The 25,704-nt window shown below is 57.9% G+C and carries 22 protein-coding genes; 7 read left to right on the top strand and 15 right to left on the bottom strand.

Annotation, left to right across the window (positions count from 1 at the left end; all coding sequences use genetic code 11):
* Positions 1–53: 53 nt before the first annotated feature.
* From O3S85_RS10895 to glnA, 13 genes are all read right to left on the bottom strand, one after another.
* Positions 54–788, bottom strand: a complete 735-nt coding sequence (locus tag O3S85_RS10895) for a tetratricopeptide repeat protein (protein ID WP_269540330.1) — start codon at positions 786–788, stop codon at positions 54–56.
* Positions 785–2,557 carry a BatD family protein gene (locus tag O3S85_RS10890; protein ID WP_269540329.1) on the bottom strand — a complete coding sequence of 591 codons (1,773 nt, stop codon included), beginning with the start codon at positions 2,555–2,557 and terminating at the stop codon, positions 785–787. Before O3S85_RS10890 ends, O3S85_RS10895 begins: the two co-directional genes overlap by 4 nt.
* Entirely contained in the window at positions 2,557–5,190 is a 2,634-nt protein-coding gene (locus O3S85_RS10885; protein ID WP_269540328.1) for a VWA domain-containing protein, read from the bottom strand. Before O3S85_RS10885 ends, O3S85_RS10890 begins: the two co-directional genes overlap by 1 nt.
* Positions 5,187–6,227, bottom strand: a complete 1,041-nt coding sequence (locus O3S85_RS10880) for a VWA domain-containing protein (protein WP_269540326.1) — start codon at positions 6,225–6,227, stop codon at positions 5,187–5,189. The genes O3S85_RS10885 and O3S85_RS10880 overlap by 4 nt, the downstream gene beginning before the upstream one ends.
* On the bottom strand, positions 6,224–6,829 hold the full coding sequence (locus O3S85_RS10875; RefSeq protein ID WP_269540325.1) for a DUF4381 family protein: 606 nt from the start codon (positions 6,827–6,829) through the stop codon (positions 6,224–6,226). The genes O3S85_RS10880 and O3S85_RS10875 overlap by 4 nt, the downstream gene beginning before the upstream one ends.
* The gene (locus O3S85_RS10870) at positions 6,830–7,753 is read right to left on the bottom strand and encodes a DUF58 domain-containing protein (RefSeq protein WP_269540324.1); all 924 of its coding nucleotides are present in this window, start codon (positions 7,751–7,753) and stop codon (positions 6,830–6,832) included.
* A gap of 142 nt (positions 7,754–7,895) precedes the next feature.
* A complete protein-coding gene (locus O3S85_RS10865; RefSeq protein WP_269540323.1) occupies positions 7,896–8,888 on the bottom strand; it encodes an AAA family ATPase in 993 nt (330 codons plus the stop codon).
* Between the two features lie 523 nt (positions 8,889–9,411).
* On the bottom strand, positions 9,412–10,332 hold the full coding sequence (locus O3S85_RS10860; protein ID WP_269540322.1) for a nucleotide-binding protein: 921 nt from the start codon (positions 10,330–10,332) through the stop codon (positions 9,412–9,414).
* A gap of 368 nt (positions 10,333–10,700) precedes the next feature.
* On the bottom strand, positions 10,701–10,880 hold the full coding sequence (locus O3S85_RS10855; protein WP_269540321.1) for a hypothetical protein: 180 nt from the start codon (positions 10,878–10,880) through the stop codon (positions 10,701–10,703).
* A 399-nt stretch (positions 10,881–11,279) separates the two neighbouring features.
* The gene (locus tag O3S85_RS10850; RefSeq protein WP_269540320.1) at positions 11,280–13,286 is read right to left on the bottom strand and encodes a serine hydrolase; all 2,007 of its coding nucleotides are present in this window, start codon (positions 13,284–13,286) and stop codon (positions 11,280–11,282) included.
* A gap of 245 nt (positions 13,287–13,531) precedes the next feature.
* On the bottom strand, positions 13,532–13,906 hold the full coding sequence (locus O3S85_RS10845; protein WP_343218946.1) for a transposase: 375 nt from the start codon (positions 13,904–13,906) through the stop codon (positions 13,532–13,534).
* Positions 13,907–14,277: 371 nt separating this feature from the next.
* A complete protein-coding gene (locus O3S85_RS10840) occupies positions 14,278–14,775 on the bottom strand; it encodes a cyclic nucleotide-binding domain-containing protein (RefSeq protein WP_269540318.1) in 498 nt (165 codons plus the stop codon).
* Positions 14,776–14,833: 58 nt separating this feature from the next.
* The gene (gene glnA / locus O3S85_RS10835; protein ID WP_269540317.1) at positions 14,834–16,243 is read right to left on the bottom strand and encodes a type I glutamate--ammonia ligase; all 1,410 of its coding nucleotides are present in this window, start codon (positions 16,241–16,243) and stop codon (positions 14,834–14,836) included.
* 118 nt (positions 16,244–16,361) lie between these two features.
* On the opposite strand from glnA, the gene O3S85_RS10830 reads away from it, so the two are divergent.
* On the top strand, positions 16,362–18,329 hold the full coding sequence (locus tag O3S85_RS10830; protein ID WP_269540316.1) for an O-antigen ligase family protein: 1,968 nt from the start codon (positions 16,362–16,364) through the stop codon (positions 18,327–18,329).
* Complete coding sequence (locus tag O3S85_RS10825; RefSeq protein ID WP_269540315.1) at positions 18,326–18,769, top strand: hypothetical protein; 444 nt, start codon at positions 18,326–18,328, stop codon at positions 18,767–18,769. Before O3S85_RS10830 ends, O3S85_RS10825 begins: the two co-directional genes overlap by 4 nt.
* Before the next feature lie 142 nt (positions 18,770–18,911).
* On the opposite strand, the gene O3S85_RS10820 is transcribed toward O3S85_RS10825, so the two are convergent.
* Positions 18,912–21,479 carry a di-heme oxidoreductase family protein gene (locus O3S85_RS10820; RefSeq protein WP_269540314.1) on the bottom strand — a complete coding sequence of 856 codons (2,568 nt, stop codon included), beginning with the start codon at positions 21,477–21,479 and terminating at the stop codon, positions 18,912–18,914.
* A gap of 625 nt (positions 21,480–22,104) precedes the next feature.
* A complete protein-coding gene (locus tag O3S85_RS10815) occupies positions 22,105–22,470 on the bottom strand; it encodes a DciA family protein (protein ID WP_269540313.1) in 366 nt (121 codons plus the stop codon).
* A 23-nt stretch (positions 22,471–22,493) separates the two neighbouring features.
* On the opposite strand from O3S85_RS10815, the gene prmC reads away from it, so the two are divergent.
* From prmC to O3S85_RS10790, 5 genes are all read left to right on the top strand, one after another.
* Positions 22,494–23,333 carry a peptide chain release factor N(5)-glutamine methyltransferase gene (prmC, locus tag O3S85_RS10810; protein ID WP_269540312.1) on the top strand — a complete coding sequence of 280 codons (840 nt, stop codon included), beginning with the start codon at positions 22,494–22,496 and terminating at the stop codon, positions 23,331–23,333.
* Between the two features lie 89 nt (positions 23,334–23,422).
* The gene (rpmI, locus tag O3S85_RS10805; protein WP_269540311.1) at positions 23,423–23,617 is read left to right on the top strand and encodes a 50S ribosomal protein L35; all 195 of its coding nucleotides are present in this window, start codon (positions 23,423–23,425) and stop codon (positions 23,615–23,617) included.
* 85 nt (positions 23,618–23,702) lie between these two features.
* On the top strand, positions 23,703–24,080 hold the full coding sequence (rplT, locus tag O3S85_RS10800; protein ID WP_269540310.1) for a 50S ribosomal protein L20: 378 nt from the start codon (positions 23,703–23,705) through the stop codon (positions 24,078–24,080).
* A gap of 106 nt (positions 24,081–24,186) precedes the next feature.
* A complete protein-coding gene (gene pheS, locus O3S85_RS10795) occupies positions 24,187–25,227 on the top strand; it encodes a phenylalanine--tRNA ligase subunit alpha (RefSeq protein WP_269540309.1) in 1,041 nt (346 codons plus the stop codon).
* Between the two features lie 44 nt (positions 25,228–25,271).
* Complete coding sequence (locus O3S85_RS10790; protein ID WP_269540308.1) at positions 25,272–25,673, top strand: GxxExxY protein; 402 nt, start codon at positions 25,272–25,274, stop codon at positions 25,671–25,673.
* Positions 25,674–25,704: the final 31 nt, after the last annotated feature.

The following is a 25,704-nucleotide window of genomic DNA, read 5'->3' as shown; positions in this document are numbered from 1 at the left end:
CTGCCTCACCGTTTTTTTGCACTGCAAAAAACTCTCGGTGCAGCGGGACGCTGCTAATCCCAGATGGGCGAAAAAGCTTTGTTCGGCAGCCAGCCGATTTTATCTGTGCCAACGGTGACCAGGAAATACTCACCGTGACGCTCGCGAATCTGTGCGAGTTGACCGGCTTTTACGGAACCTGCCGCCGGGCTGGTGGACGTCGGCGCGACGCTTAGCGTGGCTTCGTCGGTGAGCACCACGCCGTAACTGCCGCGCACGTGCCAGCCGTAAAGGCCGACCATACTCACGATCAGCACCAGCGCGCACAGTGCCGTGAGCCCGTTGCGGGATAGCCCTTTCCAACGATACATCGGGGCAATCACGATCAGCGCGACCAATGCCCAAAAGACAATGACCGCCAACCAGGCCCAGAAATTTACCGGTGCGAGGTCGCCCACGATTTGCGCCCAGCCGGGAGGGGCAGGGGTGAGCTGTGCGGCTTCTTGCGTGAGTTCGAGGTTGGCCTTGATGTCCGGGTTACGCGGAGCAAGCGCCAACGCTTTTTCATAGTGCAAAACCGCGGGCCCGTATTCGCCGAGCTGATAGTAAGCGTTGCCGAGGTTAAAGTGGACATTGGCCGATTGCTGCGCCGGTAGCATTTGCTGGTAGGCTTCGATGGCCTGCGCGTATTCGCCGTCGGTGTAGAGTTGGTTGGCCTGCGCGAATTGGGCGTCCGCAGACTCGCCGCGCGCGACGAGCGAGGCTATCAGGGCGGCGAAGAACAAGCTGATGCGAATCATGTTTTTCATCGATTACCTCCCAATGCGTTCACGGTTTTCTCGAGCTGCGCGTATTCGGCGCTAAAGTCGATTTGGGCATCGGCCAGGCCGCCAAAACGAATCGCATCCCCGGCCTCCATAAACGCATGAATACGCGCCAACTGATCCTCGTCTGCATTGCGGTTATGTGCGATCTGCTCCAGATCGGCGATGGTCAATGACTCCGGTGCCTGTGCGACATGACGCCCGGCTGCGGCCTGCACCGCGCGCTGAGCGGCGGCGTAAAATGCGGTGGCGTCGCACTGGTCAGCGGCCTGCTTGGCAGCGGTCAGCTCGGTCTTGGTCGCGCGGTCGGCGTAGAAATTTCGCGCATAGGCGGAGTCGTTCTCCAATCGCAGTTGCTGGCGGCGCGAGTAGAACAGCAGCCCGATCGCGAGCGCCGGTATCAACTGCGAGCCAATGAAAATCGGGTTCGTGACGATGGGCTTGATTGTGCTGACCAAGCGTCCTGTCGTGGTGGCGATTGGCAGCAGCTCCGGCCCACGGCGTGCGGCGACCGGGTTGCGCTTCGGGCGCTGTGCATTCGGGTTGGCTTCCACCATAATTTGCTGACCAGGGATGGGCAGCTCCACGTATTTTTCCGTTTCCGGATCAAAGAAGTTAAAATTGATTTCCGGCGTCATCATCTCGCCCGGCTCGCGCGAGATTAGAGTGTATTCAAAGGTCTTGGCACCGGTGTAGCCCATTTGGTCAGCCGGGAAAAATTCCTCCTCCGGCGGGTAGTCGCGCCAATTGTCGTCTTCGGCCAATGTGGGAGCTTGCAGACGGTCGAAGTTGCCTTGGCCGCGCACGGTGAGGGTCATGGTCAGCGGTTCGCCGGCCATGGTTTTCGTGTCGGAAAGCTGCGGCTTGTCCACGCTGAAGATGCCGATGCCGCCGGTGAAATACGTGGGCCGGCCTTCCGCGGGCAACGGCTGCACGTCGATGGGATCATCAGGCGTGTAGAGCGACACCTGGTGGCGCTGGTAGCGGTTATTCATGAATTGATCGAGCATGCTGCGGTAACGGCGTTGCGGCTGATCGTTGCGCGTAGTAATGACCAAATCGGACTGAATGACCATCGGCGTCGGGCCGGACTTCAGCGGAGTGATCATCACCTGAAAACTAATTTCGTGCAGGTCGCGCCCGTCGCGGCGGACGACGCGTTCCCGCTGATTGCCAAACTGGCCAATGGTCACCGAGTCGTTGTCCTTCACGCTAAAGGGCGGGTTGCGTGCCTGGCTGATGCTGATGATTTCCGACGGATCGTAATAGAGCTTCAAAGTCGCCAGGACGGCCTCGCCGACGTAGATTTTTTCGCGCGGTAGTTCGAGCTCGGTCCAGATGGTGGTGTTCAGTCCCTCGACAACGCGCACACTGGCGGCGGGGATGTGCACCTTTTCCCCCTGTACATCCACGGTGAAGCCCGGGATCGTGTAGTCGCCTTGCTCAATGCCGGTGACTTGATACTGGTAGGTTTTTGAAATCGTGCGCGAAAACGAGCCATTAATAATATGCTGGCTAACGCCCTGCGAGATGTTGGCAAACTCGATGTCGAGCCCGTCGATCTTGGGAATCTCCGGCGGCGGAATCTGTGGATCGACGTCTGAGCTGCGCAGCGTGAATTGATACACGCCGGTCTGCCCTTGGCGGATTTCCTGGTGGGCCTCACTGCTTGCCTGAATGCGCTGTGCCTGCGCCGCGCTGCCGATAGAAATGAGCGCGACTAGCATCAGCAGGCGTGGAAGATACTTAGTCATTACCAATCCTTTCGTTTGCCATCATCGTCACGGTTAGACTCCCGGCGGCCATAGCCGGACACCGGTAGTTTCTTTTCAGATCGTTTTAAAGATTCCAACAAGCGGCGCGCATCGTCGACGGACATCACCCCGATTGGCACGGCGTCTTCGCCGGGTTCGCCTTCGGTGGCCTCGGCGATCGCGGCGGCTCGGGCAGCTTCTTCCATGGCTTTCTGCGCGTCTTCTTCGGACATCTGCATCAAGTCTTCATTGGGCTGCTGCTCGGCCGACTGCTCACCACTCTCCTGAGCGACGGATTCCTCTTCGCCGGGCTGCTCGCCTTGCTCCATGTTGTCGATCATGCGGTCAACTTCCTCGGGGTCGCGCTCCGGGCCGCGTTGGTCTTCACCTTCCTGCTCGCCTTCTTCGGATTGCTCCGCGTCCTGTTGCTCCTTCTCCGAGCCCTCTTGCTCTTCAGAACCTTCCGTTTGCTCAGAACCATCTTGCTGCTGCTCTTCTTCGCCAGATTGCTGCTGTTCGGATTGCTCCTGGTTTTGTTCTTCGCCGGATTGCTGATCTTGCGATTCCTGTTGGTCGCCTTGCTGCTGTTGCTGGTCCTGCTGGCTTTGCTGCTCTTGATCGTTCTGCTGGCCGGACTGCTGATCTTGTTGCTGTTGTTGATCCTGCTGTTGCTGCTGATCGGAATTCTGCTGCTGGTCCTGGTTCTGTTGATCCTGGTTTTGCTGTTGGTCTTGCTGGTCTTGATTCTGCTGATCCTGATTCTGTTGGTCCTGCTGATTTTCCTCCAGCAGTTTGCGCAGTTCTTCAATGACGTGCTCCAGCTCGGGCTGGTCTTTTTTAATGCGATCCTCGGCGCGCTTGAGTTCGTGCAAGTCCCGCTTCAAGTCTTCGATTTGCTTCGAGACGAAATTATAATTATGCGCGGCGTCTTCGCCAGCCGGGTTGAGCTCCAACGAGCTTTGAAAGTCATTTGCAGCTTGCTCCCATGCCAGGCTGATTGGCTTAGCGGCGGCTTGAGCGGTGGCAGTGGCTTTGATCGCTTCTTCGCCTCCGGCCTTGGCTTGCTCGGCGGCTTGCAGGGCTTGTTGCGCGCGCTGCAGTAGCATTTGCTTGGGGCTGGGTTGACCGCTCTGCGGCTGTGGCGCTTCGTCAATGGAGGTTGCTTGTTGTAGGATCGCATTGCCGTTTTGAATCGCTACGCTAGTCGCGCGACTGATTTCTTTACCTTGCTCGACGATGGTGCCGACATCGGCTTCGCCCAACTTCTCGGAGGCGGCAGAATAACGCAACGTACCCAGGTTATAAAATGCGTCGGCTTGCAGCTCGAAGTCCGTCGTGACCAGCGCGCGCATATAGGCCTCTTGCGCCTCTTCATTCTGGCCGAGTGCCTGGTAAGCATTGCCGAGGTTGAACGACGCTTGGGCATTCATTGGATCACTGTCGACGGCGGCTTTAAACTCCTCCGCAGCGGCCGCATAATCGCCATTGCGAAAGAGTTGCTCGCCTTGGCGGACCGATGCGTTAAGGTCACTTGTCGCAAAGAGGGCACCGAGAAAAATAACGACTGCCGCGGCTTTGGTCGCCATGCCTGAAGTGGATTTTGCGACGCCGGTAGCCTTTACTTTGCGACGCAAAGTAAGGCGTCGTGTGCCGATCAGTGGCTCCCAGGCAAGCAGAATGATTGCTATCCCCAGCGGCCATTGGAAACGCTCCAGCCAGACTTTCTGCATGCGCGAGGCCAGCTCCTGTTCAGGGATGGCCTCCAGGCCGGCTTCGTAAACTTGCTCCAGCCCATAGCCGGTCGGGCCCAAGGGCGTGTAGAAACCATCGGTGGCCTCAGCGATCTCGCTCAGCGTGTCGGCATCGAGCTTGGTGCGGACCAGTTCGCCGTCGTCGTCACGTAGATAAGTGAGCTGGCCATAGCGATTGCGTACGGGGATCAGTTCACCCTCGGGTGTGCCGACGCCGACCGTGTAAATTGTGATGCCGTTATCGGAAGCCTCTTTGGCGCGGGCGATACCGTCTTCTTCCAAGTCTTCGCCGTCGGTAATCATGACGACGATCTTGTAATTGTTCTTATCGGAAAAGGCGGCTTCGGCTTCGTTGATCGCGCGGGCAATGTCGGTGCCGCCAAGCGAAATGACATTCGTGTCGACCGCCTCCAGCGACTGGCGGAAGGCATCGTAGTCCAGCGTCAGCGGGCACTGTAAAAATGCGTTGCCAGCAAAGGCGACGAGGCCCACGCGGTCGCCCTCCAGCTTGTCGAGAAAGTCGAGGATCGCCAGTTTTGAGCGCTCCAGACGATCCGGCTTAATGTCCTTGGCGAGCATGCTACGGGAAACGTCCATGACGAACATGATGTCGATGCCCTTGCTCTTCGTCTCGCGCCACGTGAAGCCCCACTGGGGACGTGCCAAGGCAAAGAGCAACAGCGCGAGCGCGACGAGGATCAGCGCGTTCTTAAAACGACGACGTGCCGGGCTGTAGCTGGCGAGCAGTTGCTTTACCAAACGGTCGGAGGCGAACTGCCGCACCCGCTTGCGCCGCGCGCGACTGTTGGACAGGAACAGCCCGCTCAGCAGCAAAAGTGCGACGGGGATAGCGATCAACCAACTGGTGTATTCAAAGTTCATGGCAGTCGTTTGAAGCGGGTGTTGCCGAGCAGTTGCTCCAGCGAGATCAGGGTCAGCCCGAGCAGCGCCGGCCAGAAGAACAGCTCTTCATACTCGGCGTAGTGCTTCAGCTTGACCTCGGTTTTTTCGAGCTCGTCGATGTCCTGATAAATCTTGGCCAACTCGTCGGTGTTGGTGGCGCGGTAGAACTTGCCGTTGGTCACTTCGGCAATCTTCTCCAGCGTCTCTTCATCGACGCGGCTGTCGCCATATTGTCCGGTGAAAATGAGGTTGCCGCTCTGATCGCGCACGGGCACGCCCATGCGGTCGACGCGCGGCATCGGCACGCGACCGGATTTGCCGGCGGCGATGGTGTAGATTTTTACGTCAAAAGATTCGGCGGCCTCGGCTGCGGCGATGGGTGGGAGTTGGCCCACGGTGTCCTCACCATCGGTGAGCAGAATCACCACGCGACTCTTGGCGGGCAGATCGCGCAGGCGGTTTGCACTCATACCAATGGCTGGGCCAATCGCGGTGCCCGCGCCATCGATGATGCCGAGGTCGAGCCGCTCCAAATTGCGGCGCAGCCAATCATGATTCAGCGTGAGTGGGCTCACGAGAAACGGTTCCTTGGCAAAGGCGATCAGGCCGATGCGGTCATTGGGCCTTTCTTCGATAAATTCGTTAATGACGCGCTTCACGATATCGAGACGGGTGGCGAGATCACTTTGCGTTGCAAAGTCGAGCGCTGCCATTGAACCGGAGACATCCACCGCGAGCACGATGTCGATGCCGCTCGCCTCGACTTCCGAGTGACCCTTGCCAATCTGCGGACGTGCCATGGCGATGATCAATGCAGCCAACGCGAGCAGGCGCAGGAAGAAGAGAAAACCACCCGCGCGGGTCTTGGCTTGCTTGGCGACATCACGCGCGATGGCCGTGGAAGAAAAGATCAACGACGCCGAGCGACCAGTGCGCCCTTTGATGAAAAGCAGCACGGGCAGCGCCAGGAGAAACCACAGCATCCACGGGGTGTGAAATTCGAAGCTTTCGGTCATGTCGCGACAGCCTCCTTGCTTGCGGGTTGGTTGCGCTGCTCGGCCTCGTCCACGAAGTTACGCGCGGTGTTGAGGAGGTCCTGGCGCTCTTCATCACCAAAGGCGTGTTGGGCGAACTTGGCCAGGTCGCAAAGCTCGAGGAACTTCGCGAGCGTGTCGAGCGACTTGCCGGGCAGGCGGTTGCTTTGCTTGGCGTGTTGGAGAAATTCTTCGGTCGTTTGCTCCGGCGCGCGCAGGGCATAGGCACGCTCCAGATAAACGCGCAGCGCGTCGGAGACGGTGACGGAAAACGCCTTGTCATCCTGTCCATTGGCGAGGCTCGATGCTTCGCCCAGGCGCAGGCGTGCCTCTTCGGCCGGGGAGAGCGTGCGCGCGGGCGGCTTGCGCTTGGCGAGCCAGACGGTGAGCACGATCAGCCCAATGACTGCCACGACAATGAGCGCCGTGATCCACGGCCAGTTTTGCTCCCAGTAGGAGGTGGGGCGCAGGCCGCGCATCGGGCGCAGGCCGGTCGCCTCCTGGGCGAAGGCCATGGCGGGCGCGGTCAGGATAAATGCCGTTAAGCTTTGCCGGACAAAGTTAATTTGCGATGCAAAGTTCACTTAGTGTCTCCTTTGGCTGCGGGATTCAAAGTAGCGGCGAAGATTATTCACGTAAGGCTCACCGGTGGTGACGGGGAGGGCGCCGACGCCGGCTTGCCGCAGGCCGCGATGCAGCCCGGCGATGCGTTCGCGGTTTTGCTTGGCGTAGAGCTGGCGGACCTTGGCGCTGCTGGTATCGATGTCGACCAGTTGGCCGGTCTCGGCGTCTTCCAGCGAGATGATGCCGATGTCGGGCAGCTCGACTTCACGGCGGTCGGAGATCAGAATCGTCGTCAGGTCATGGCGGCGATTGGTGATGCCGAGTGCGCGGAAAAGGTCGTCGCCCTGGCGTTCCTCGGGCGTGGGCAAGCGGCCGTCGGGGCCTTGCAGAAAGTCCGTCAGCAGAAACACGATGGCCTTGCGCTTGATCATGTGGTTCACGGTGTCCAGCGCCTTGACGACATTCGTGCCGGTGTGGCGAGGCTCGTGGAAAAGGATTTCGCGGATCACGCGCAGCACGTGTTGGCGGCCTTTGCGCGGCGGGATGTATTGCTCGACCTCGTCGGTGAAGAGCAGCAGGCCCACCTTATCGTTGTTCTTGGTGGCGGAGAAGGCAAGGACGCTGGCGATTTCGGCCGCGAGCTCACGCTTGGATTCGTCCAGCGAGCCAAAAGCGCCCGAGGCCGACAGGTCGACCATGAGCACGATGGTCAGCTCGCGCTCTTCGCGGAATTGCTTGATGAACGGGCGGTCCATCTTCGCGGTGACGTTCCAGTCGATCGCGCGGACGTCGTCGCCGGGCGCGTATTCGCGGACTTCTTCGAAGTCCATCCCGCGCCCCTTGAACACGCTGTGGTAGGCACCAGTCAGAGAGTCCGTAACGAGTCGATTCGTCCGGATTTCGATCTGGCGCACCTTGCGCAACATTTCACTGGTGGAGGGCATTGGGAGATTAAAGTAAAAAGATTAAAGATTAAAGTTTCAGAGTCATGGATAGGAAGAAGGTTTGGCTTGTGACGTGTGCTTTGGATTTTTCCAGTGCACTCTGCTGCCGTTCCCTTTTTCCTTTAATCTTTTTCCTTTTTCCTCACGGAACGGGAACCGTTTCCAAAATCTTCGCGACCAGCTGCTCGCTGGTGAAGTCTTCCGCCTCGGCTTCGTAGGAGGGGATGACGCGGTGGCGGAGCACGTCAACGCCGATCGTTTTGATGTCCTGCGGGGTCACATAGCCGCGGCCGTTGAGGAACGCCCAAGCCTTGGCGGCGAGGGTGATGGCGATCGTGGCGCGCGGGCTGGCACCAAACTGCACAAAGTTGTCGATCTGTAGGCCGTAGTCGCTCGGCTTGCGGGTTGCAAAGACGAGGTCGACCACGTAGTCGCGGACCTTTTCGTCGATGTAAATTTCGTCGACGACCTTGCGCGCTTCGAGAATCTGCTCGGGCGTGATGACGGGCGTGATGTCCATCTTGGGGGCGGTCGAGGCCATGGCGTCGAGGATCTGGCGTTCTTCGGCGCGGGTCGGGTAGCCGATCTTCAGCTTGAGCATGAAGCGGTCAACCTGCGCCTCGGGCAGCGGATAGGTGCCCTCCTGGTCGATCGGGTTTTCCGTGGCCAGAACGAGGAACGGCGCGGGCAGCTTGTGCGTCTCGTCGCCGAGCGTTACCTGGCGCTCCTGCATGGCTTCGAGCAGGGCGGACTGCACCTTGGCCGGCGCGCGGTTAATTTCGTCGGCGAGGACGATGTTCGCGAAGACCGGGCCTTTCTTGGTGAAGAATTCGCCCTTTTGCGGGTTGTAAATGAGCGTGCCCACGATGTCGGCGGGCAGCAGGTCGGGCGTGAACTGGATGCGCGAAAAGTCGGCGTGGATCGCACTGGCCAGTGTGCGGACGGAGAGAGTCTTTGCGAGGCCGGGGACACCTTCGAGCAGCACGTGGCCATTGGCCAAAATGCCGACGATAAGGCGGTCAACCAGGTATTGCTGGCCGACGATGACCTTCGCGATCTCCTGTCGCAATTGCGGGACCCAGGCGGAGGCCTCTTTCACGCGTTCATTGACTTCTGAAAGGGAGGAAGCGGACATAGCTGGATAAAAATTTCGGTTAATCCTGAACGCCCTGCCTCTTCCAAAGCAGGCACGCTTTTTCCAAGACAACGGTTCAGGTGGTTGGTTTCAATAATTTGAGCGGAACACAGGGTAAATTATTCCGTGAAAATCAGCAAAAACGATGCACGTGTTAGGTCAAGGCCGGATACGGGGGGGCGAGTGAAACGGCCAATGGTAAGAAAGCCAAAGCGTATGCTGTAAGAAAGCAAATTGCGGTGTGAAATTTGCCTGACAGGTGCGCTTGGCGTTGTCACGTCCTCTCGCGCCAATCTTGCCTAGAGAATCTCACGCGAAGACACAAAGGCGCGAAGGAGCAGTTGGGGAAGATTGTGCTTAACGTCAAAGTGAATCACGCAGTGCGCGTAACGGATTCGACCCTACTGCCTTGTTACGAGTTGTTTCATTCCATTGTCTTTGGTTTCCAGAACTCGGAAAAAAAGACAAGCATAGGGTGTTTGAGTAGGGGAACTGAGGAGATGATGCTTACTTGGTTATTCTCTCACGGTTTGCTAGTGGTTTTTATGTATCCACAGCTTAACAACTCTTTCTTGATTTCGACTTTCCAATTTTCTTCTTTGTCCATTTTAACGTAAACAACACCGCTAACGTCATTTGGGGTTTCAACATCCCCTTTGACTAATGCGACAACCCTTGAGCGCCCAATTTTACCAATTAGATATCCATGCTCGAATACAACATTCTGTCGAGCTCTCCTTTTAAATACCAATGAATTTCTTTTAGCCCCAACATCACACTCTGTATATAGAACAATAGCAAACCCAACGTTTGAATAGTAGTCAATCTTTTCTATGATTGTCATTCCACCACTTGCTTGTAAGTGAAGAATAATTGGCTCCTTTTCTAAACTAGTGACAAAGTTTTTCACATCATTTTTTGCAAGGTCTTCATGCCCATGGACAATGAATATCTGATCGTTGTTGAATTTATTCCCAACTTCTGGAGGGATGTTTTCGATTTGACTCCCGCTCTCTTGATTCTCTTGACTGAGCTGCTCTTTGGATATGATATTCGCTCGCGTCAACTCATGGTATAAATCTTCGTCTTTTATCGCCCAATGAGTGCGGTTCATTTCAAAATCGTATATATCCAATGCAGTAGCATGTTCTGCTATTAGGCCGGTTTCGATTCGAGATAGATGCTCGGATTCTTCAAAGTAAATTCTGAGTTCGGCCTCTCTAACTTTTATATCTGTAATTCTGCCAATTATAGTTGGAGACTTCTCTCCTTCACACATGAACAAAGTAGGAAATTCTTTGATTTCATCTATGAGCTCCTGTGTTAGTTTCTTGAATCTATCCTTGGTTATTTCATCAGTGTATTCAAGAAACCGCTCTTTGGGAATAGTGGCAGGACTCTTTTCCCAATAATCATTTCCATATGCAACTAATAGATTATACATTTTTCCTTCTTTTGACGAAGAGTATGATTGATCACACCTCCAAACTTACGAACTGGGTGGATTGCAGGCGTGTGTCATGGCTTGAGAGTGGTCGTAAAGGTTGTGTTCGTCAAGGTTTCAGCATGATAGGAGTCAGTTTATCATGGTAGTGGCTAGCATTCCAGTTCGTAGCTTTATTGCTATGCTTGAGGGGGCTGGAAGTGAGCGTGAATGATCGTATAAGGAGCGGAGAACGAAAGGCTTTATGCGTTCGCTAGCTGCGTTCACTGGTCACGGAAAAACAACGCCTGCGGTTTCTCTGAAACAACACTACTTGTGTTGCCTCAACAACAGTGGCTATGTTGCGGCAACAACAGTAGTGGCTTTTTCTAAACAAAGCATGCTGCTTTTTGAAAAAGACCCAGTAGGCTTTTTGGAAACACAGCATAGGGCTTTTTCGAAACAAAGGTATAGGAAACGCTATTTTGGCTCAGTTGCTTCGGTTGGCTCAGTTGCTTCGGTTGGCTCAGTTGCTTCGGTTGGCTTAGTCGCTTGGGTTGGGTGTTCATGCGTTCCGAAGGGGCCGGTTGGCTTGTAGGGCTCGCGCTTGTGCGATGCCGCACCCTGTTGGAGGCGAGGCAATGGCGGCATCGCGCGAGCGCGAGCCCTACAGTGCAGCGTTGCTGAGAAGCGGCAAAGATGGCGCGGATCGTCTCGATCCGCAAGCGGTGGCAGAAGAGCCACTGAGTTCGTGGAAGCTGGATGGCGAATTGTGTTCGCTTAGCGCTCTTTGGCGAATTGAGCTTGGGCGTGAACCTGCGATTTGCCCCGGGATCCTTGCGGACCGAGACGGTCCGCGCTACCCTTTTGGTGTCCGGCAAGTTGTTACGGGTTGCCGATTCTTTGACAGGCCAAGCCACTATATCGTTCAGTGAAAACGATACTCACGACTCACCATTCGGCTTCGGCTAGTTGCGCTGCTGGACGCCCAGCCAGAGAAAGCGGGAGTCGAGGCCGGGGATAGTCTGGTAGTCGAGAATGGTGTCGACGCCGGTGATGGGCGTGTTTTGCAGGACGGAGCCTGTGCCCAAGAGCCAGCGATTGTCCTCAAAGGTGGCCAAGACTTCGGCATGCTCGCGCTCCAGATCGTCGCTGGCGTAGATGAGATAGACGACCTCCTCGGGCGGGTTGGCGGGGAGCTGGACCTGCACGGCGAGCTTGTTGCCATCGACGCCGCCGCTAACGCGCTGGGCGATGGTTTGCGGGCCGGCGATGTCGCTGATCGGTGAGGAGGCGTCGGAGGTCAGTGCGTAGTCGAGTCCATTGGCAACGCCGATGCCGCTCTTGTCGTCAGACCACGCTTCACCGCCCGTTCCGGGCTGGCGCTCGATGAAGGCTCCAAAGGTGTAGTTTTGGCGAACGAAGGTTCCCAAGCCGTATTCATCAAGGAACTCGAAGGTGACGGATTCGGCGTTGTCTTCGCCGGTTTGATTGAAGGTCACGGCGGAGATGCCAACGCCGTTTTCGCCGGGGGCATACCAGGCGAAAATCTTGCCGTCCCAATGGGGGATCGCGTAGTCGGTTTGATCCGGGCCAAGGCGTGCAATGAGGCCGCCCGCGCCGTCGTCGACGATTTCCAGCTCGCCGAAGTAATCGCTGTGGTAGTTGCCGATCAGCAAGGCGTGGTCGGGCGCAGGCGTTGGGTTGGTGGGAAAGTTTTTGTCAGCCAGCTCGCTGTGGTTGACGCGGAAGGCGGCGTAAAGCTGCTCGTAGCCGGTGGTCCAGTCGATGCGCGGTGCGCCGAGCTCCACGTAGTCCATGAAGATTTGGGTGACGGCTTCGGCGGCGCCGACGGGCGTGCCGTTGGTGAGCACAATGATGCCGAGGTTTTCGGAAGGCAGGAGCATGTAAGTCGTGCCGGTGCCGATCAGGAAGGCACCGGAGTGACTGAAGCGCACGCGACCAGTCTGGTCTGTGCCAATGCCAATGCCGTAGCCGTAGCTGCTGGGGCGAGAGTCAAAGCTGGCCAGCGGGCCTTCGTAGCTTTGGGGGAGAATGGCTTCCTTGAGCGGATCAGCGGCGACGATGGTTTCGCCGCCGAACTGGCCTTCGTTGAGCACCATGCGCAGCCACTTGGCCATGTCGACCACGTTGGCGCTGACGCCGCCGGCCGGGGCCTGGGCGTCTGGATCGCGTTGTTGCGGGGTGGCTTCCCAGCCGGTTCCATCGCGGAAAATGTTGCCCAGCGCCTTGTTCGGCTGCGCCTGAAAATCTGCAAAGCTCATGCTGGCCGTCGTCATGCCGAGTTGGTCGAAGAGGCGGGTCTTTGAGATGGTTTCCCAGTCCGTGCCCATGGCGTTGGCGGCGGCGACACCACCGGCGGTCAGGCCGAAGTTGGTGTAATCGTAGTTCGCGCGAAACGGCTTGAGCGGCAGGTATTGCAGGCGGTCGAACACGGTCTCGCGGTCGAAGCCGAGGTCTTCCAGCAGGTCGCCGGCGTGGCCGGGCAGGCCGCTGCGGTGGGAGAACATGTCGCCGATGGTCACATGCTGGGTGACGTAGGGATCGCCCAAGGTGAAGCCCGGCATATATTCCACGATCGGGGTTTGCCAGGTGATTTCTTTATCGCCCACGAGCGCGGCGATGATGGTGGCCGAGACCGACTTGGAGACCGACGCGATTTGAAAAACCGTGTTTTCGTCGATTGGATCAGGCGAGCCAATTTGCTTGATGCCAAATCCTTTCGCGTAGACGACCGCGTCGTTGTGGACGATGGCCACCGCCATGCCGGGAACGCCGGTTTGGGTCATCACGTCGGCGACGATGCCATCCATTTCGGCAACGGCGTTGTCAATGTCGGTCTGGGTGATCTCGACTGCCGAGTATTGGCTCGGGCTCTGCGCGAAGGCCACGTTGGCAGCCGTGATTGCCAGTGCGAAGCAGGATAGTTTGGATAAAGTGCGTACTAGAGTCATCTTAGGAAAGTTGCCAGTTATGCTAGTTAGGTTGGGAGCAGCGGCAAACGCATTTATTCCGGGCCTTGGCCTCATGGGTGGGGCCGAAAAAAGACCGTCTACGAGACCTTTGTTTCTCGAATATCAGCGCCAACGGCGCGGTTTCATCCTAGCCTAGGGTCAGCGCAAGGAGCAAAGCGACTGCAGCGCAGCCCTAGGAATTGAGGTAGATCGATCTAGAGCGCCAACGGTGCGGTTTCAAACGGTTAGTCCCAGAGATAGTGCTCGCTGTAATCAATGTGGTATTTCGCTAACAAGCGTAGATACTCGTCCTGGAACGTTTCATGGCGGTGGTGCTCCTCTCGACGGTCGATGTATTCAAGCAATGCGGTTAGGTGATTCGGGCTGATGGAAAAGGCGCCATATCCGCGCTGCCAGGCAAACGATGTTAGCTCTGGCCATTCTTGCTTAATCCATTTTGACGAACGGGACTTTACCTCTTTGATCCAATCGCTCTGTGTCGTTTCACGCCCAAGGCTTACCGCGAGATGCACATGGTCAACTGTGCCGCCTACTCGATGACAAGGGCAAGCTAGGTCGTTTGATATTGCGGCCAGGTAGCCAAATAAACGCGGGCGCATTTGAGGAGGTAGCCATGGTTGCCGATCTTTTAGTCGAAAAGACGAAATGCACCATAACCTGGCTAAGTGACTGCGGCATGCAGCAAGCATGAATCCGCGCTTTCAGCGCTCAAGTTTAAATGTTGTCACGGTTTCCTAGGGCTGCGCTTCGTCGCTTCGCTCCTTGCTGACCCTAGGCTAGGATGAGTCCGCGCCTTTGGCGCTCGACTGGATGTCCGTTGGCCGAGGATGCTGTCGCATCTTAGGCGCTCGTCTGGATGTCTATTGGTCCGAGGATGCTGTCGCGCTTTGGCGCTCGGGGTAGGGCCGAAAAAAGACCGCCCACATGGACGGCCTTTCGGGAAAGGTGCGCGTTGAAATCGCCGAAGGTGCTAGTCTTTTTGGCGGATGCTGAAGAGCGAGCCTGCCAGCCACACGTCGGTGTTGCGGAGGCGGAGGCTGATTTCGCGGGCGAGGTTCATGACGACCTGGGAGAAGGTCATGATGTCGTCCTCGGTGGCGTATTGCAGGTCTTCGCGGGAGAGGGAGAGGCAGGTGGTGTCTTCCAGTGCGCGGACCGTGGCGGAGCGCGGTTGGGTGTCGACCAGTTCCATCTCGCCGAAGGTTTCGCCCTTTTGCAGGACGGCGATACGCTCGGAGGTGATGGCCTCCTTGTTGAAGACTTTCTTTTCGATGACCACGCGGCCGGACGAGATCATATACAGGCGGTTGCCGGTCTCGCCTTCGCGGATAATGGCGTCGCCATTCTGGAAGGTTTCGACCTGCAGGACATTGAGAAAACGCTCAAGTGCGGCGTCGTTTATTTTGTGAAACAGCGCATGGCGGCGAAGCAGGTCTGCGCCGCCCTCGATGGCATTAGTGTTAGGCATGGTGATGATGTTCCGATGTTACTGCGCCAGTTGGTATAATGAATAATGTTCGAACTGGTTAAACGTCAAAATACATACTAAACTCGTGTGGGTGCGGACGCAAGCGAATCGCGTCGTGCTCGGCCTGCTTAATGGCGATGTAGTTTTTGATGAAATCTTCGGTGAAAACCTCGCCCTTGAGGAGGAATTCGTGGTCGTCGCGGAGGGCGTCGAGCGCTTCACCGAGGCTGCCGGGGACGCGTGGCACGTTGGCGGCGATTTCTGGAGGCAGGTCGTAGAGATTCTTGTCCATGGCTTCGCCCGGATCGATCTTGTTCTCGATGCCATCGAGACCGGCCATGAGCAGCGCGGAAAAGGCGAGGTAGGGATTGGCGGCCGGGTCTGGGCAGCGGAATTCGACGCGGATCGACTTGGGGTTGCTCGAATACGTCGGGATGCGGCAGATGGCCGAGCGGTTGCGCGCGGAGTAGGCCAGCATGACGGGGGCTTCGAAGCCCGGTGCCAGGCGCTTGTAGGAATTGGTCGTGGGGTTAGTCAGCGCGCACAGGGCGGGCGCGTGCTTGAGCAGACCGCCGATGTAATACAGGCCGTTTTGCGAGAGGTTGGCGTAGCCTTCGCCGGACATGAGCGGCTTGCCCTTTTTCCAGAGAGACTGGTGGGTGTGCATGCCCGAGCCGTTGTCGCTGAAGAGCGGCTTCGGCATGAAGGTGGCAGTCTTGCCACGGCGGGCGGCGACATTGCGCACGACATATTTGTAGGTGCACATCATGTCGGCCATCTTGAGCAGCGTGTTATACTTCAGGTCGATCTCGGCCTGGCCGCCGGTGGCGACTTCGTGGTGCTGCGCTTCGACTTCGAGCCCAAGCTCCTGCATGACGGCGACCATCTCGTTACGGATGTCCATACCGCGGTCGGCGGGCGGAACGGGCAGGTAGCCTTCCTTGGGACGAATCTTGTAAGCAAGGTTGGGAAACTCTTCGCGACCGGTGTTCCAGGCACCCTCGGCGGAGTCAACGTGGTAGAAGGCCTCGTTGTTGGCCGTACCGTAGCGGACGTCGTCGAAGATGAAAAACTCGGCTTCCGGGCCAAAGAAAGCGGTGTCGGCAATGCCGGTGGACTTTAAATAGTGCTCAGCCTTGACCGCCACACCGCGCGGTGATCGCTCGTAGGGCTCGCGGGTAATGGGTTCCTGGATATCGCAGAGCAGGCTCAGCGTAGCCATTTCGGTAAAGGGGTCCATCCAGGCCGTGGTCGCATCGGGGATGACAAGCATGTCCGAGGCTTCGATGCTTTTCCAACCTCGAATCGAAGAGCCGTCGAAGCCGAGACCGTCTTCGAAAAGTTCTTCCGTGAGTTGGCTGACGGGGACGGTAAAATGCTGCCAGGCGCCGTGCAGGTCGCAGAATTTCAGATCGACCATTTTGACGTCTTTGGCCTGGGCCAGAGCGATAACTTCTTTCGGTGTCATGGTTTGGCGAGCAAAAGACATGTTTTTTAGGTTTGCGAGCATTTACCGCGCTTGCATAAGCATGGCGGGATAATCGTCCCCGAAACACCTTCCACGACCTGAGATGGCGGAGCGCCGCATGAAACAACATAAGATCGCCGTCTTTGGCGATCTGTCGCTGAGCAATTGCCTGGATTGGGCGGTTACGCTGACTGTATGCGCATGGTTGTTCTTTATTGGCTACCAGTTGGGCGGGGTCCGACCGGACACCATGGTGTTTTCCGCGGGCTTTCTCGGAGTGGCGCTGGCCTTTCATACGCTGGGGCTGATGGTCGACACTTCGCGTGACCCGATAAAATTCAACCCGCTGGGCTTCGCGTTTTTCCCGGCGCTGCTCTACATGATCGCCAACCTATACCTGCTGAGTGACTTTGTGTGGCGCGGGCGGGAAGAGCTGCTGGCGATGGTGCAGGGAGTGACGATCTTTTGGCTGGCAGTGCAGAATTTCCGCACGAAGAACCACGTGTGGATGGTGCTCGGCTCGGTGATCCTGCTCGCGATTCTGGGGACGGCGATTGGCATCATGCAGTTTTTCTACAATCCCGAATGGTTGCCGAGCGTGATCGATCCGATTGAAGGCCGGTCATTCCGCGTGCCGATGGCGGGTGAATACATTGGCCGGGCCACGGGGTCGTTTGCTGCGCCGGCGACTTATGCCGGGTTCATGCTGCTGGTTGGATTTCCGATGCTGGTGGCGGGCTTCAGCCGACGTTTCACCGGGATGGCGCGGGCGTTTTTCATTTACGCGGGCTTCCTGATGATTGGCGCGGTGTTCCTGTCGATGTCGCGTGGGGCGCTGGTGTTGGTCGTGGTGGGCATCTTTCTGTTGCCGTTTGCGGTGCGTGCCAAACGCAGTACAACGGTCATTGCCTGGCTGCTCCTCCTGATGTTGTTCGCGGGGTCGTTTTCGCTGCTGTTTTTGTTCAATGAAGACTTCCAACTGCGGTTACTGGCGACGCTCGATGCCAGCCGCGAATCCGTGCGCCCGGTGATGTGGCAGGCGGCGTGGGGGCAGTTTCTCGATGCGCCGATATTGGGCAATGGCCTCGGCGGCTACGATATGCTTTTTGAAAACCACCGGCCGGAAGGCTTTAACCGCGAGGCCATCCACGCGAGCAATGACTACTTGGAAACGCTGGCCGATCTCGGTGCCGTGGGCTTTATCCTGTTCTGGGGGCCGGTCGGGGCCATCGCTTTCCTGGCGGTCAAGGAGTGGTTCGCCCAGCCGGAATCCGTCCGCTTGGGGGCCTCGGATAATCCCCGGGCCAAGCGCCGCATGACCACGCCAAAGTTCATCATTAGCGCTCTCGGCCTGGGTTTGTTTCTCTTTGGTGGCCACCTGCTAATGGAGTCTCACCTAAAGACGCCAGCGCTGCTGCTGCTCTTTTTCCTGTTCCTTGGATTCATCAGCAAATGTGTGCCCATTGAGCGCATTAAGCTACCGCGCGCGCCATTATGGCGTATTGGTGCGATGGCGCTGGGGCTCATGCTCTCGGTGCTGATCCCACTGTGGGCGATACCCAACAGCACGGGCTATCTGTATGTGCAAAACGGTGACCGCAAGCTGGATCAACTGACCGAGAATCTCGCCGAGTTGAAGCAAGACGAAGTTTACTATTCGGAGCTGATTGAGATGCTCCAACTTAGCTTGGCGCAAATGCCGGATCATGCCGAGGCGTGGTCTGATTTGAGCTGCACCGTGGCGATGCAGGACTTCCTCTATCCGGGCCGGAGCGCGGAGTTTGGCGAACGAGCCGAAGCGCATGCCCGGAGCGCGCTCGAGATCAATGAGCAACTGCCCTATGCGTGGATAAACCTCGGGCACGCGCTCTCGTTGCAAGGACGAATGGCGGACGCAGGGGAGGCCTACCAGCGGGCCACCGAAATAGCCCCCAATCGCTCCGATGTTTGGTATTTTTATGCGCTGCATTTGAACTCGATGAACGCGACGCGCGGAGAGGCGCGGGTGGCCGTGGAGCGCGCGTTGGCGCTCCAGCCAAGTAACGAAAAAGCGGCTGACCTGCGGCGCAAAATCCTCGTCCCATGAGCACACCGATCACCGTTATCCGGCACCCGAAGGAGAAGCTTAGCAAGTGCTCACTGGAGCCTCTGCGCGGCCGCCCGGACATTGAGTTTTTTAAGGCGCACGACGACTTTACGTTCGACGCCACAGGCTACCTGCTGCTCGCGATCGACGCGCCGGAAATCTCCCGCGCTGACGCCGGTAAGCCGCTGCTCTTGCTCGACTCGACCTGGCGGCTTTTGCCGCAGCTGATGTGCAAAGTCCACGGCGAGCCGATACGCCGCACTTTGCCAATGCATGTGCGCACGGCTTACCCGCGCGTCAGCAAAATCGCGGAAGATCCGGCTCGCGGCTTGGCCTCGGTTGAGGCTCTCTATTTGGCCAAAAAACTCCTGGGCGAAGACGATCCGAGTTTACTGGATCACTACTACTGGCGAAATGATTTCCTCCGCCAGTTCGGGTGAAACGTGCGCGGTTGGCTTTAGCCATCCGCCTTGATTCCCGGCAATACATGACAATCTCTAAAGTGACCCGCATTCGTGCCGCTTTGCTTCGTATGACGGCATTGACGCAATGCGCCAATCTTTCGTTCCAGCGGGACGCTGGTTAGAGACTCTTCAAAAACGCGATTACCTGTGCGCGTTGCTCGGCGCTGAGGGTGCGGAAGTTTTCCTTGGCTGATTCTGCTTCGCCGCCGTGCCAGAGGATGGCCTCGGTCAGGTTGCGGGCGCGACCGTCGTGCAGGTAGCGCGAGTGGGCGCTGACTTCTTCCGTGCGGCCGATGCCCCACAGCGGCGCCGTGCGCCATTCGCGACCAGTGGCTTGGCCTTCTTCGACCTCGTCGGCCAGGCCATCGCCCATGTCGTGCAGGAGGAGGTCAGTGTAGGGGTGGATGCGTTGCCCGCGCAACTCGGTCAGCGTGTGGATATCGCCGGTAGCGGTAGTAGGAACGTGGCAGGCAACGCACCCCATTTCCCCGAAAAGTTGTTGGCCGACCACCACGTCGGCATCACCCTGATCGCGCTTGAGCGGCACGCCAAGCAGCTGCGTGTAGTGGGCCAGGTGGTCAAATTCTGTTTCGCCCAGTTCGGCGCCGTCATCCGGGTAAACCGGGTTGCTCACGCCAATGTCTTCCGTCAACGCGATTGCCGTTTGAGCGCGCACGCTGGGCTGCGTCGCCTTCCAGCCGAAGCGGCCAATGGTGGTCTCGCCCGATTCCGGATCGGTCACGTAATGGATGCGCCCGGAGATGCCGTCGCCGTCGGCGTCCTCGGGGTCGGCCCAAGCTTCGAGGGTCTCGGCGGGTATGGACTCCAGCAGACCCATGCCGATGATCTTCGGCGCGACGCGGGGTGACTTTTTGGCGGATAAAAATGCGGGGCCCTGCAGGCCGGAATAGGAGTAGGTCGGCTTGGCGAGTGTGTAGGCACCGCCATCGCCAAACTGGCCAATGACGTTCGTGTAAGACACATGGCCGCGACCTTCGGGGAACTGGCCGTCGACGGCGCGATCCTGGAGTTGCGAGCCGTAAACGCTGTGTGGACCCTGGCTGCCGGCATCGCCCTCGGAAAGGCGCACGAGCATACCGTTCATCATTTCGTCGAAGGAGGAGGGTGGGCGCGCGGAGCCGTCGTTGACGTGGCACTGTATGCAGGACTTGGCGTTGTAAAGCGGGCCGAGGCCGGTGGATTCGTCAAAGACCTGGTCGAACACACGCTTGCCGTTGAGGAAGTCGCGGAGCGTGTCGGGGCGGACATTGTGCGCCGCCTGGGCGAAGGAATATTGCGTTTCGGTGTAGACATCCACGCTGGTCGCGCCGCCGCTGTAGGCCTCGGGATCGGTGATGCGTTGGGTGAGGGCTCCATCGCCCACGTAGAAGCGGAAGATTGCGGTGTAATACTGCTGGCCCGTGCTGGTGCGGCGGAGGGTAAATTCCAGGTCGACGAATTTGCCCGGCTCGACGGGGTTGATGCGCCAGTAGAATTTCCCGTCGACCTCGAACATCCGGATTGCCTGCGCGTAGTCGGCGCGCTCTTCGAGTGGGCGTTCTTCGTGCGGCGTTTCGTTGCGGTCGTAGAGCTTGATGTCGACAAAATCGACCGGCTCGGCCGGGGTTACTTCCACCTCGACGCCGTCGCCGTGGTCGATCATCCGCAGGCCGAAGTAGCTGTGATCGAAGTAGTTTTCCACGTAGGGATTGAAGCGCAATTCGTTCTCGTGACGGTCGCGGAAACGGCCGGCGGCGATGATCTCCAATGGCTCGTCGGCCTCGGGTTGCTGGGAGCCCACCACGCGGGTGAAGTCGCTGCTGTAGATGTAATTGGGCGAGCTGGAGCGGAAGGAGTAAACCAGCGTGTCGCCATCTGCGGCGTTGAGCGTGTAGGTCCACTCGTCGCCGTTTTGCGTCATGTTTTCGCCGCGCACGGAGCTACCATTAAGCGAATAGTGGACGCGCATGGAGTCGGGCTGGTGCCCCGGCTGAATGCGGATCGTGGCCTGCCCGTTGGCGTAGGTCAGCCCATGGTTAAAGCCGGCCGGGGTGAGCGGATCGGGGAGCACGTCTTCGTATTCATTACCGCCGTTGCCACCATTGTTACCGCCGGAGTTATCACCACCGAAAATGTGCGCATAGGTGGGCGTGTCTTCCACGGGGCCCTCACGATCGAAGGTGTAATAAAAGGTAATCTCGTCATCGGCCTGCAGCGGGGGCGTCACGTAGGTGAAGTGCGGGCCATCGCCGTCCATGCGCAGGTTGAGCTGGTCGCCGCCGTTGACGCGATAATGGATGTCCGCAAAATTTCCGGGCGTGAGGGCGAGGAAGTTGAATTTCAGCGTGCCGTCGTTTAGCTCGGTGACCCAAGCAAGGTAGTCGGGCGTCACGCCGTCGCTGATGCTGCTTTTTACGTTGTCGCGCGGGAGTCGAAGCAGGCGGTAAAAGGCAAGTTCGCTGCCGGTGGCGGCGATGTCACTGCTGCGCTCGGTGTCGTCGCCAATATAGACCGGCCCCAGCGGCTCCCAGGCTTTCAGGTCGTCGGAGCGTTCGGTGAAATACACGGTGTCCGCTGCTGCCTGCCAATGGATGCGATGCGTATCGCCGTGAAAGGTGATCGTGGCGGCAAAGGACAAAAACGGCACCAAGCCAATGGCCGCGAGCAGCTTTAGGTATCGAGTCATGGGTGTAGGACGTTGATCGGCGATAGCGAGCACGCCGTTTAACATGAGAGGCCCCGATCAAGGTGTTATTCCCGGGAAATGTGTAGAGGTGCTATCTACCTATTAAAATGCGGTTTCGGTCATCCTAGTTTGGAGTGCGCCAGCCCTCTAGCGCTTTCGCATTTTCCACGACGCTCTAAGCTTCAGTGAAACGCGCAGTTGACGATGCGTTTCGGTGGAGTCCGCCGTTCCCACAAAATGCTGAAAGCGGCAGAGGGCTGCCGCACTCCATAGCCAGCGAACGCTTTTTTGCGACGGCTAGCCGCTGATCGACACGTCACGGATGCCGCCGCATTCGGGGAGGGCGCGGATGCGCTTGAGGATTTGCCGCTCGGCAAAGAGCAACTCCTGCTTGAATTCCCGGGAAATGTGTGAAGGTGCTTTCTACCTATTAGAATGCGGTTTCCGTCATCCGAGTTTGGAGTGCGCCAGCCCTCTGGCGCTTTCGCATTTTCCAAGACGCTCTAAGCTTCAGTGAAACGCTCAGTTGACGATGCGTTTCGGTGGAGTCCGCCGTTCCCACAAAATGCTGAAAGCGGAAGAGGGCTGCCGCACTCCATAGCCAGCGAACGTTTTTTTACGACGGCTACCCCTTAATTGACACGTCGCGGATGCCGCCGCATTCGGGGAGGGCGCGAATGCGTTTGAGGATTTGCCGCTCGGCAAAGAGCAACTCCTGTTTGATGACGGAGTTTGACGCGAGGATCACCAACTGCTTGCCGTTGACGATCTTCATCGGGCGGGCGCGGTGGGCGGTTTGCTCGCCAACGATGTCCTTCCAATGCTTCACGATGATTTCCTCGGCGGTCGGCTTGCCGATTTTGTAACGCTCGATGATCACCTCGACAATGCTGTCGATAGGCTTGGCATCACGACGCACCGAGCGCCCCCGGTCTTCGGGGACTCCCCGCAGATTGGCGATCAGGTTATTGACTTCCCGGCTGAAGTGCATCGTGTTGGTTGCTTCGCCACATTATGCAAAGCGTTCTGGAAATCCTGCAAAAAACGACGGCCTATTTCGAGCAGAAAGGCGTGCCGGATGCTAAATTGAATGCTGAGCGGCTTATGGCGCACGTGCTGGAGTGTACGCGGCTGGACCTGTATCTGCAGTTTGAGCGTCCGCTGACGGAAGACCTCCTCGCCGCGCTGCGCCCGCTGGTGGGCCGCCGTGCCAAGCGCGAGCCGCTGCAATACATCATTGGCGAAACGGACTTTCTCGACCTCAAGCTCAAGTGCGACCGTCGCGCCTTGATTCCGAGACAGGAAACCGAGGAGCTGGCCGATCTGCTGATTCGCCACTTCGGCAAGACGCCGCCTGCGAGCGTGCTCGACCTGGGCACCGGGATTGGCGCGTTGGCCTTGTCCCTGGCGCAGGCCTGGCCGGACGCCGCCGTGACCGCGGTGGATGTCAGCGCCGATGCCCTGGCTCTGGCCCGGGAAAATGCCGCTGCCAATGAGCTGGAACGCGTGAACTTTCTACAAAGCGACTGGTTTGCTGCGGTCAATGGCTCGTTTGATCTGATCGTGACCAATCCGCCTTATCTCACCGAAAAAGAAATGACCACCGCCGAGCCCGAGGTGGTGAAATTTGAACCATCCAGCGCGCTCGTTGCGGGAGACGACGGCCTGCGCGATTTGGAGACGATTATCGAGAAGGCCCCTAAGCGATTAACTGACAATGGTTTACTGGTTGCGGAAACGGGCATTTCCCAGCATGCGGTGCTGGCGGATATGGCTCGGCGGGCCGGCTTTGCCAAATCGGAGTCGCAAAAAGACCTGGATGGGCGTCCGCGCTTCTTTTGGGCCTGGAAGTAGGGCGGCCTCGCCTGGCGACGGGTTTTTCCAAATTATCCTTGCCAAACGCCGGAAAACCCGGTGTTTTCTTCGGCTTTTCCACAATTCTTATGGCACAAAAAACACGCAAAGCAATCGCCAAGCGCATCAAGGTTACCGGCACAGGCAAGGTTCGTCGTTGGAAGGCAAACCACCGCCACCTGCTGCGTAATAAGTCGCAAAAGCAAAAGCGCGCGATGCGTCAGGACCACAGCCTCGGTGAGGGCCAAGCCCGCCAGATGCTAAACGGTGTCCCGCACGCGTAACCAACACAGATAAATCCGGGCGCGTTCGAGGTGAATCACACCCAGGCGACCTCGCCGCCCACGAAACACAAGGAAATAACACAACATGCCACGAGCAACCAATGCACCCGCCACCCGCGCCCGTCGTAAGCGTAAGCTGAAGCAGGCTAAGGGTTATTTCGGCAACAAGTCGCGTCTCTATCGTTACGCGAAGGATGCCGTTTCACGCTCCGGTAAGTTCGCTTACCGCGACCGCCGCAAAAAGAAGTCCGAGTTCCGTCAACTCTGGATCGTTCGCATCAACGCTGCCTGCCGTCCGCTGGACATCTCTTACAGCCGCCTCATGGAAGGCCTCAAGGCTGCCGAGATCGGTCTCGACCGCAAGGCCATCAGCGAAATGGCGATCCACGACGAAGCCGCGTTTGCCTCTCTGGTAGAGAAGGCCAAGGCCGCTCTCGCGGACAAGGCTTCCAAGGCTGAGTAAAGAAACCCACCAGAGTAGGGATGTCCCTGCTTGACGAATTTACGGAGGCGGCCAACGATGGCCGCCTTTTTCTTTGCCGCGCAATCAGCGCAAACCGCAAACCCTCATGAAGGAACAACTCCAGGCAATTCTCACTGAAGTCGAAAGCGCCATCCCCGGCATCGCCAAGCGACCGGATTTCGAGGCGTTTAAGGCCACTATTTCTGGTCCCAAAGGCAAGCTGACGGACATCCTCAAAGGCATGAAAGATGTGCCCAAGGAAGACCGCCCCGCCATGGGCAAGATCATCAACGAATATAAAGTGCAGATCGAGGCCCTCTACGAGCAGGCCCTCGCCAAGCTGGAGGAGCTCGAGCTCGCGGCCCGCATTGGCCCGCCGATCGACCCCACGCTGCCCAGCCCGGACCCGACCGCCGGCCTGCTGCACCCGCTGACGCAGACCCGCCGCCTGATGGACGACGTGTTCCGCAAGATCGGCTTCACCGTGGCCGAAGGCCCCGAGGTCGAGAGCGAGTGGTTCTGTTTTGACGCGTTGAACACGCCTGAGGACCACCCCGCCCGCGATGAGCAGGACACGCTTTTCATGCCCGAGGGTGCCAAGCTGGGCAACGTGACCAAGCACGGCGACGAGCGTTACATTCTGCGCTCGCACACCTCCACGGTGCAGATCCGCACGATGCTCGCCGAGAAGCCGCCGCTGCGCATTATCTCGCCCGGCCGCGTGTTCCGCCGCGACACCACCGACGCCACGCACAGCGCGAACTTCCACCAGTGCGAGGGCCTTTACGTCGACCGTGAGGTAACGATCAAGGACCTCAAGGCGGTGTTGGATTACTTCGTGGCGGAAATCTTTGGCAAGGGCTCCAAGGTCCGCCTGCGCCCGAGCTTTTTCCCGTTCACCGAGCCGTCCTTCGAGCTCGATATGATGACCCCCAACCTCGGCAAGCTCTCGAACCAGTGGATCGAGCTCGGCGGCTGCGGCATGGTCGACCCCAAGGTCTTCGACGCCGTCGGCATCAACCCGAACAAGTGGACCGGCTTCGCATTCGGTATGGGCGTCGAGCGCATAGCCATGATTATACACGGCATCGACGACATTCGCCACTTCTACAACAACGACCTCCGCTTCCTGCGTCAGTTCGCGTAGGTAGAACTTGTTTTTGAACAGAAGGTAGCAAAGAAAGCAAAGCGGTGCATCCGAAATATCAAAGGGCGAATGAATTAAGCAAGCTGGCGATTGGAGCGGGCATTGAAGTTCATCGCGACAAGGGGCCTGGCTTGATTGAGTCCATTTATGAAAAGTGCTTTGCACATGAGCTTACGTTACAGGGCATTCGCTGGGACTCTCAGCAGCCCGTGCGTATTTCTTACAAAGACCTCACTTTCGAGGAGCCTTTGCGTTACGATGTTTTAATCGAAAGCTGCCTACTCATTGAATTAAAAGCGGTTGAAAAAATTTTACCAATCCACAGGGCACAACTCATGAGCTACATGAAGTTACTGGATGTTCCCTTAGGGCTGATCATGAATTTCAATTCCGTCAAACTTACCGATGATATTCATCGGATGCTGCTGCCTGGTTCAGCAGATTGATGTCCTTTGCTTTCTTTGCTGCCTTCTGTTC

The organism is Cerasicoccus sp. TK19100 (assembly GCF_027257155.1).
In the GTDB taxonomy this organism is placed as follows: domain Bacteria; phylum Verrucomicrobiota; class Verrucomicrobiia; order Opitutales; family Cerasicoccaceae; genus Cerasicoccus; species Cerasicoccus fimbriatus.
Note: the sequence above shows the minus strand (reverse complement) of the source record. Positions and strands in the feature narration are given on the sequence as shown.

What these genes read in the sequence shown, in the direction of transcription:
- O3S85_RS10865 (WP_269540323.1), bottom strand. Translation starts at nt 8,888, where the DNA reads ATGTCCGCTTCCTCCCTTTCAGAAGTCAATGAACGCGTGAAAGAGGCC.
- rpmI (WP_269540311.1), top strand. Translation starts at nt 23,423, where the DNA reads ATGGCACAAAAAACACGCAAAGCAATCGCCAAGCGCATCAAGGTTACC.
- O3S85_RS10890 (WP_269540329.1), bottom strand. Translation starts at nt 2,557, where the DNA reads ATGACTAAGTATCTTCCACGCCTGCTGATGCTAGTCGCGCTCATTTCT.
- prmC (WP_269540312.1), top strand. Translation starts at nt 22,494, where the DNA reads ATGCAAAGCGTTCTGGAAATCCTGCAAAAAACGACGGCCTATTTCGAG.
- glnA (WP_269540317.1), bottom strand. Translation starts at nt 16,243, where the DNA reads ATGACACCGAAAGAAGTTATCGCTCTGGCCCAGGCCAAAGACGTCAAA.
- O3S85_RS10830 (WP_269540316.1), top strand. Translation starts at nt 16,362, where the DNA reads ATGAAACAACATAAGATCGCCGTCTTTGGCGATCTGTCGCTGAGCAAT.
- O3S85_RS10880 (WP_269540326.1), bottom strand. Translation starts at nt 6,227, where the DNA reads ATGACCGAAAGCTTCGAATTTCACACCCCGTGGATGCTGTGGTTTCTC.
- O3S85_RS10850 (WP_269540320.1), bottom strand. Translation starts at nt 13,286, where the DNA reads ATGACTCTAGTACGCACTTTATCCAAACTATCCTGCTTCGCACTGGCA.
- O3S85_RS10815 (WP_269540313.1), bottom strand. Translation starts at nt 22,470, where the DNA reads ATGCACTTCAGCCGGGAAGTCAATAACCTGATCGCCAATCTGCGGGGA.
- O3S85_RS10845 (WP_343218946.1), bottom strand. Translation starts at nt 13,906, where the DNA reads ATGCGCCCGCGTTTATTTGGCTACCTGGCCGCAATATCAAACGACCTA.
- O3S85_RS10860 (WP_269540322.1), bottom strand. Translation starts at nt 10,332, where the DNA reads ATGTATAATCTATTAGTTGCATATGGAAATGATTATTGGGAAAAGAGT.
- O3S85_RS10895 (WP_269540330.1), bottom strand. Translation starts at nt 788, where the DNA reads ATGAAAAACATGATTCGCATCAGCTTGTTCTTCGCCGCCCTGATAGCC.
- rplT (WP_269540310.1), top strand. Translation starts at nt 23,703, where the DNA reads ATGCCACGAGCAACCAATGCACCCGCCACCCGCGCCCGTCGTAAGCGT.
- pheS (WP_269540309.1), top strand. Translation starts at nt 24,187, where the DNA reads ATGAAGGAACAACTCCAGGCAATTCTCACTGAAGTCGAAAGCGCCATC.
- O3S85_RS10885 (WP_269540328.1), bottom strand. Translation starts at nt 5,190, where the DNA reads ATGAACTTTGAATACACCAGTTGGTTGATCGCTATCCCCGTCGCACTT.
- O3S85_RS10820 (WP_269540314.1), bottom strand. Translation starts at nt 21,479, where the DNA reads ATGACTCGATACCTAAAGCTGCTCGCGGCCATTGGCTTGGTGCCGTTT.
- O3S85_RS10825 (WP_269540315.1), top strand. Translation starts at nt 18,326, where the DNA reads ATGAGCACACCGATCACCGTTATCCGGCACCCGAAGGAGAAGCTTAGC.
- O3S85_RS10870 (WP_269540324.1), bottom strand. Translation starts at nt 7,753, where the DNA reads ATGCCCTCCACCAGTGAAATGTTGCGCAAGGTGCGCCAGATCGAAATC.
- O3S85_RS10855 (WP_269540321.1), bottom strand. Translation starts at nt 10,880, where the DNA reads ATGAACACCCAACCCAAGCGACTAAGCCAACCGAAGCAACTGAGCCAA.
- O3S85_RS10840 (WP_269540318.1), bottom strand. Translation starts at nt 14,775, where the DNA reads ATGCCTAACACTAATGCCATCGAGGGCGGCGCAGACCTGCTTCGCCGC.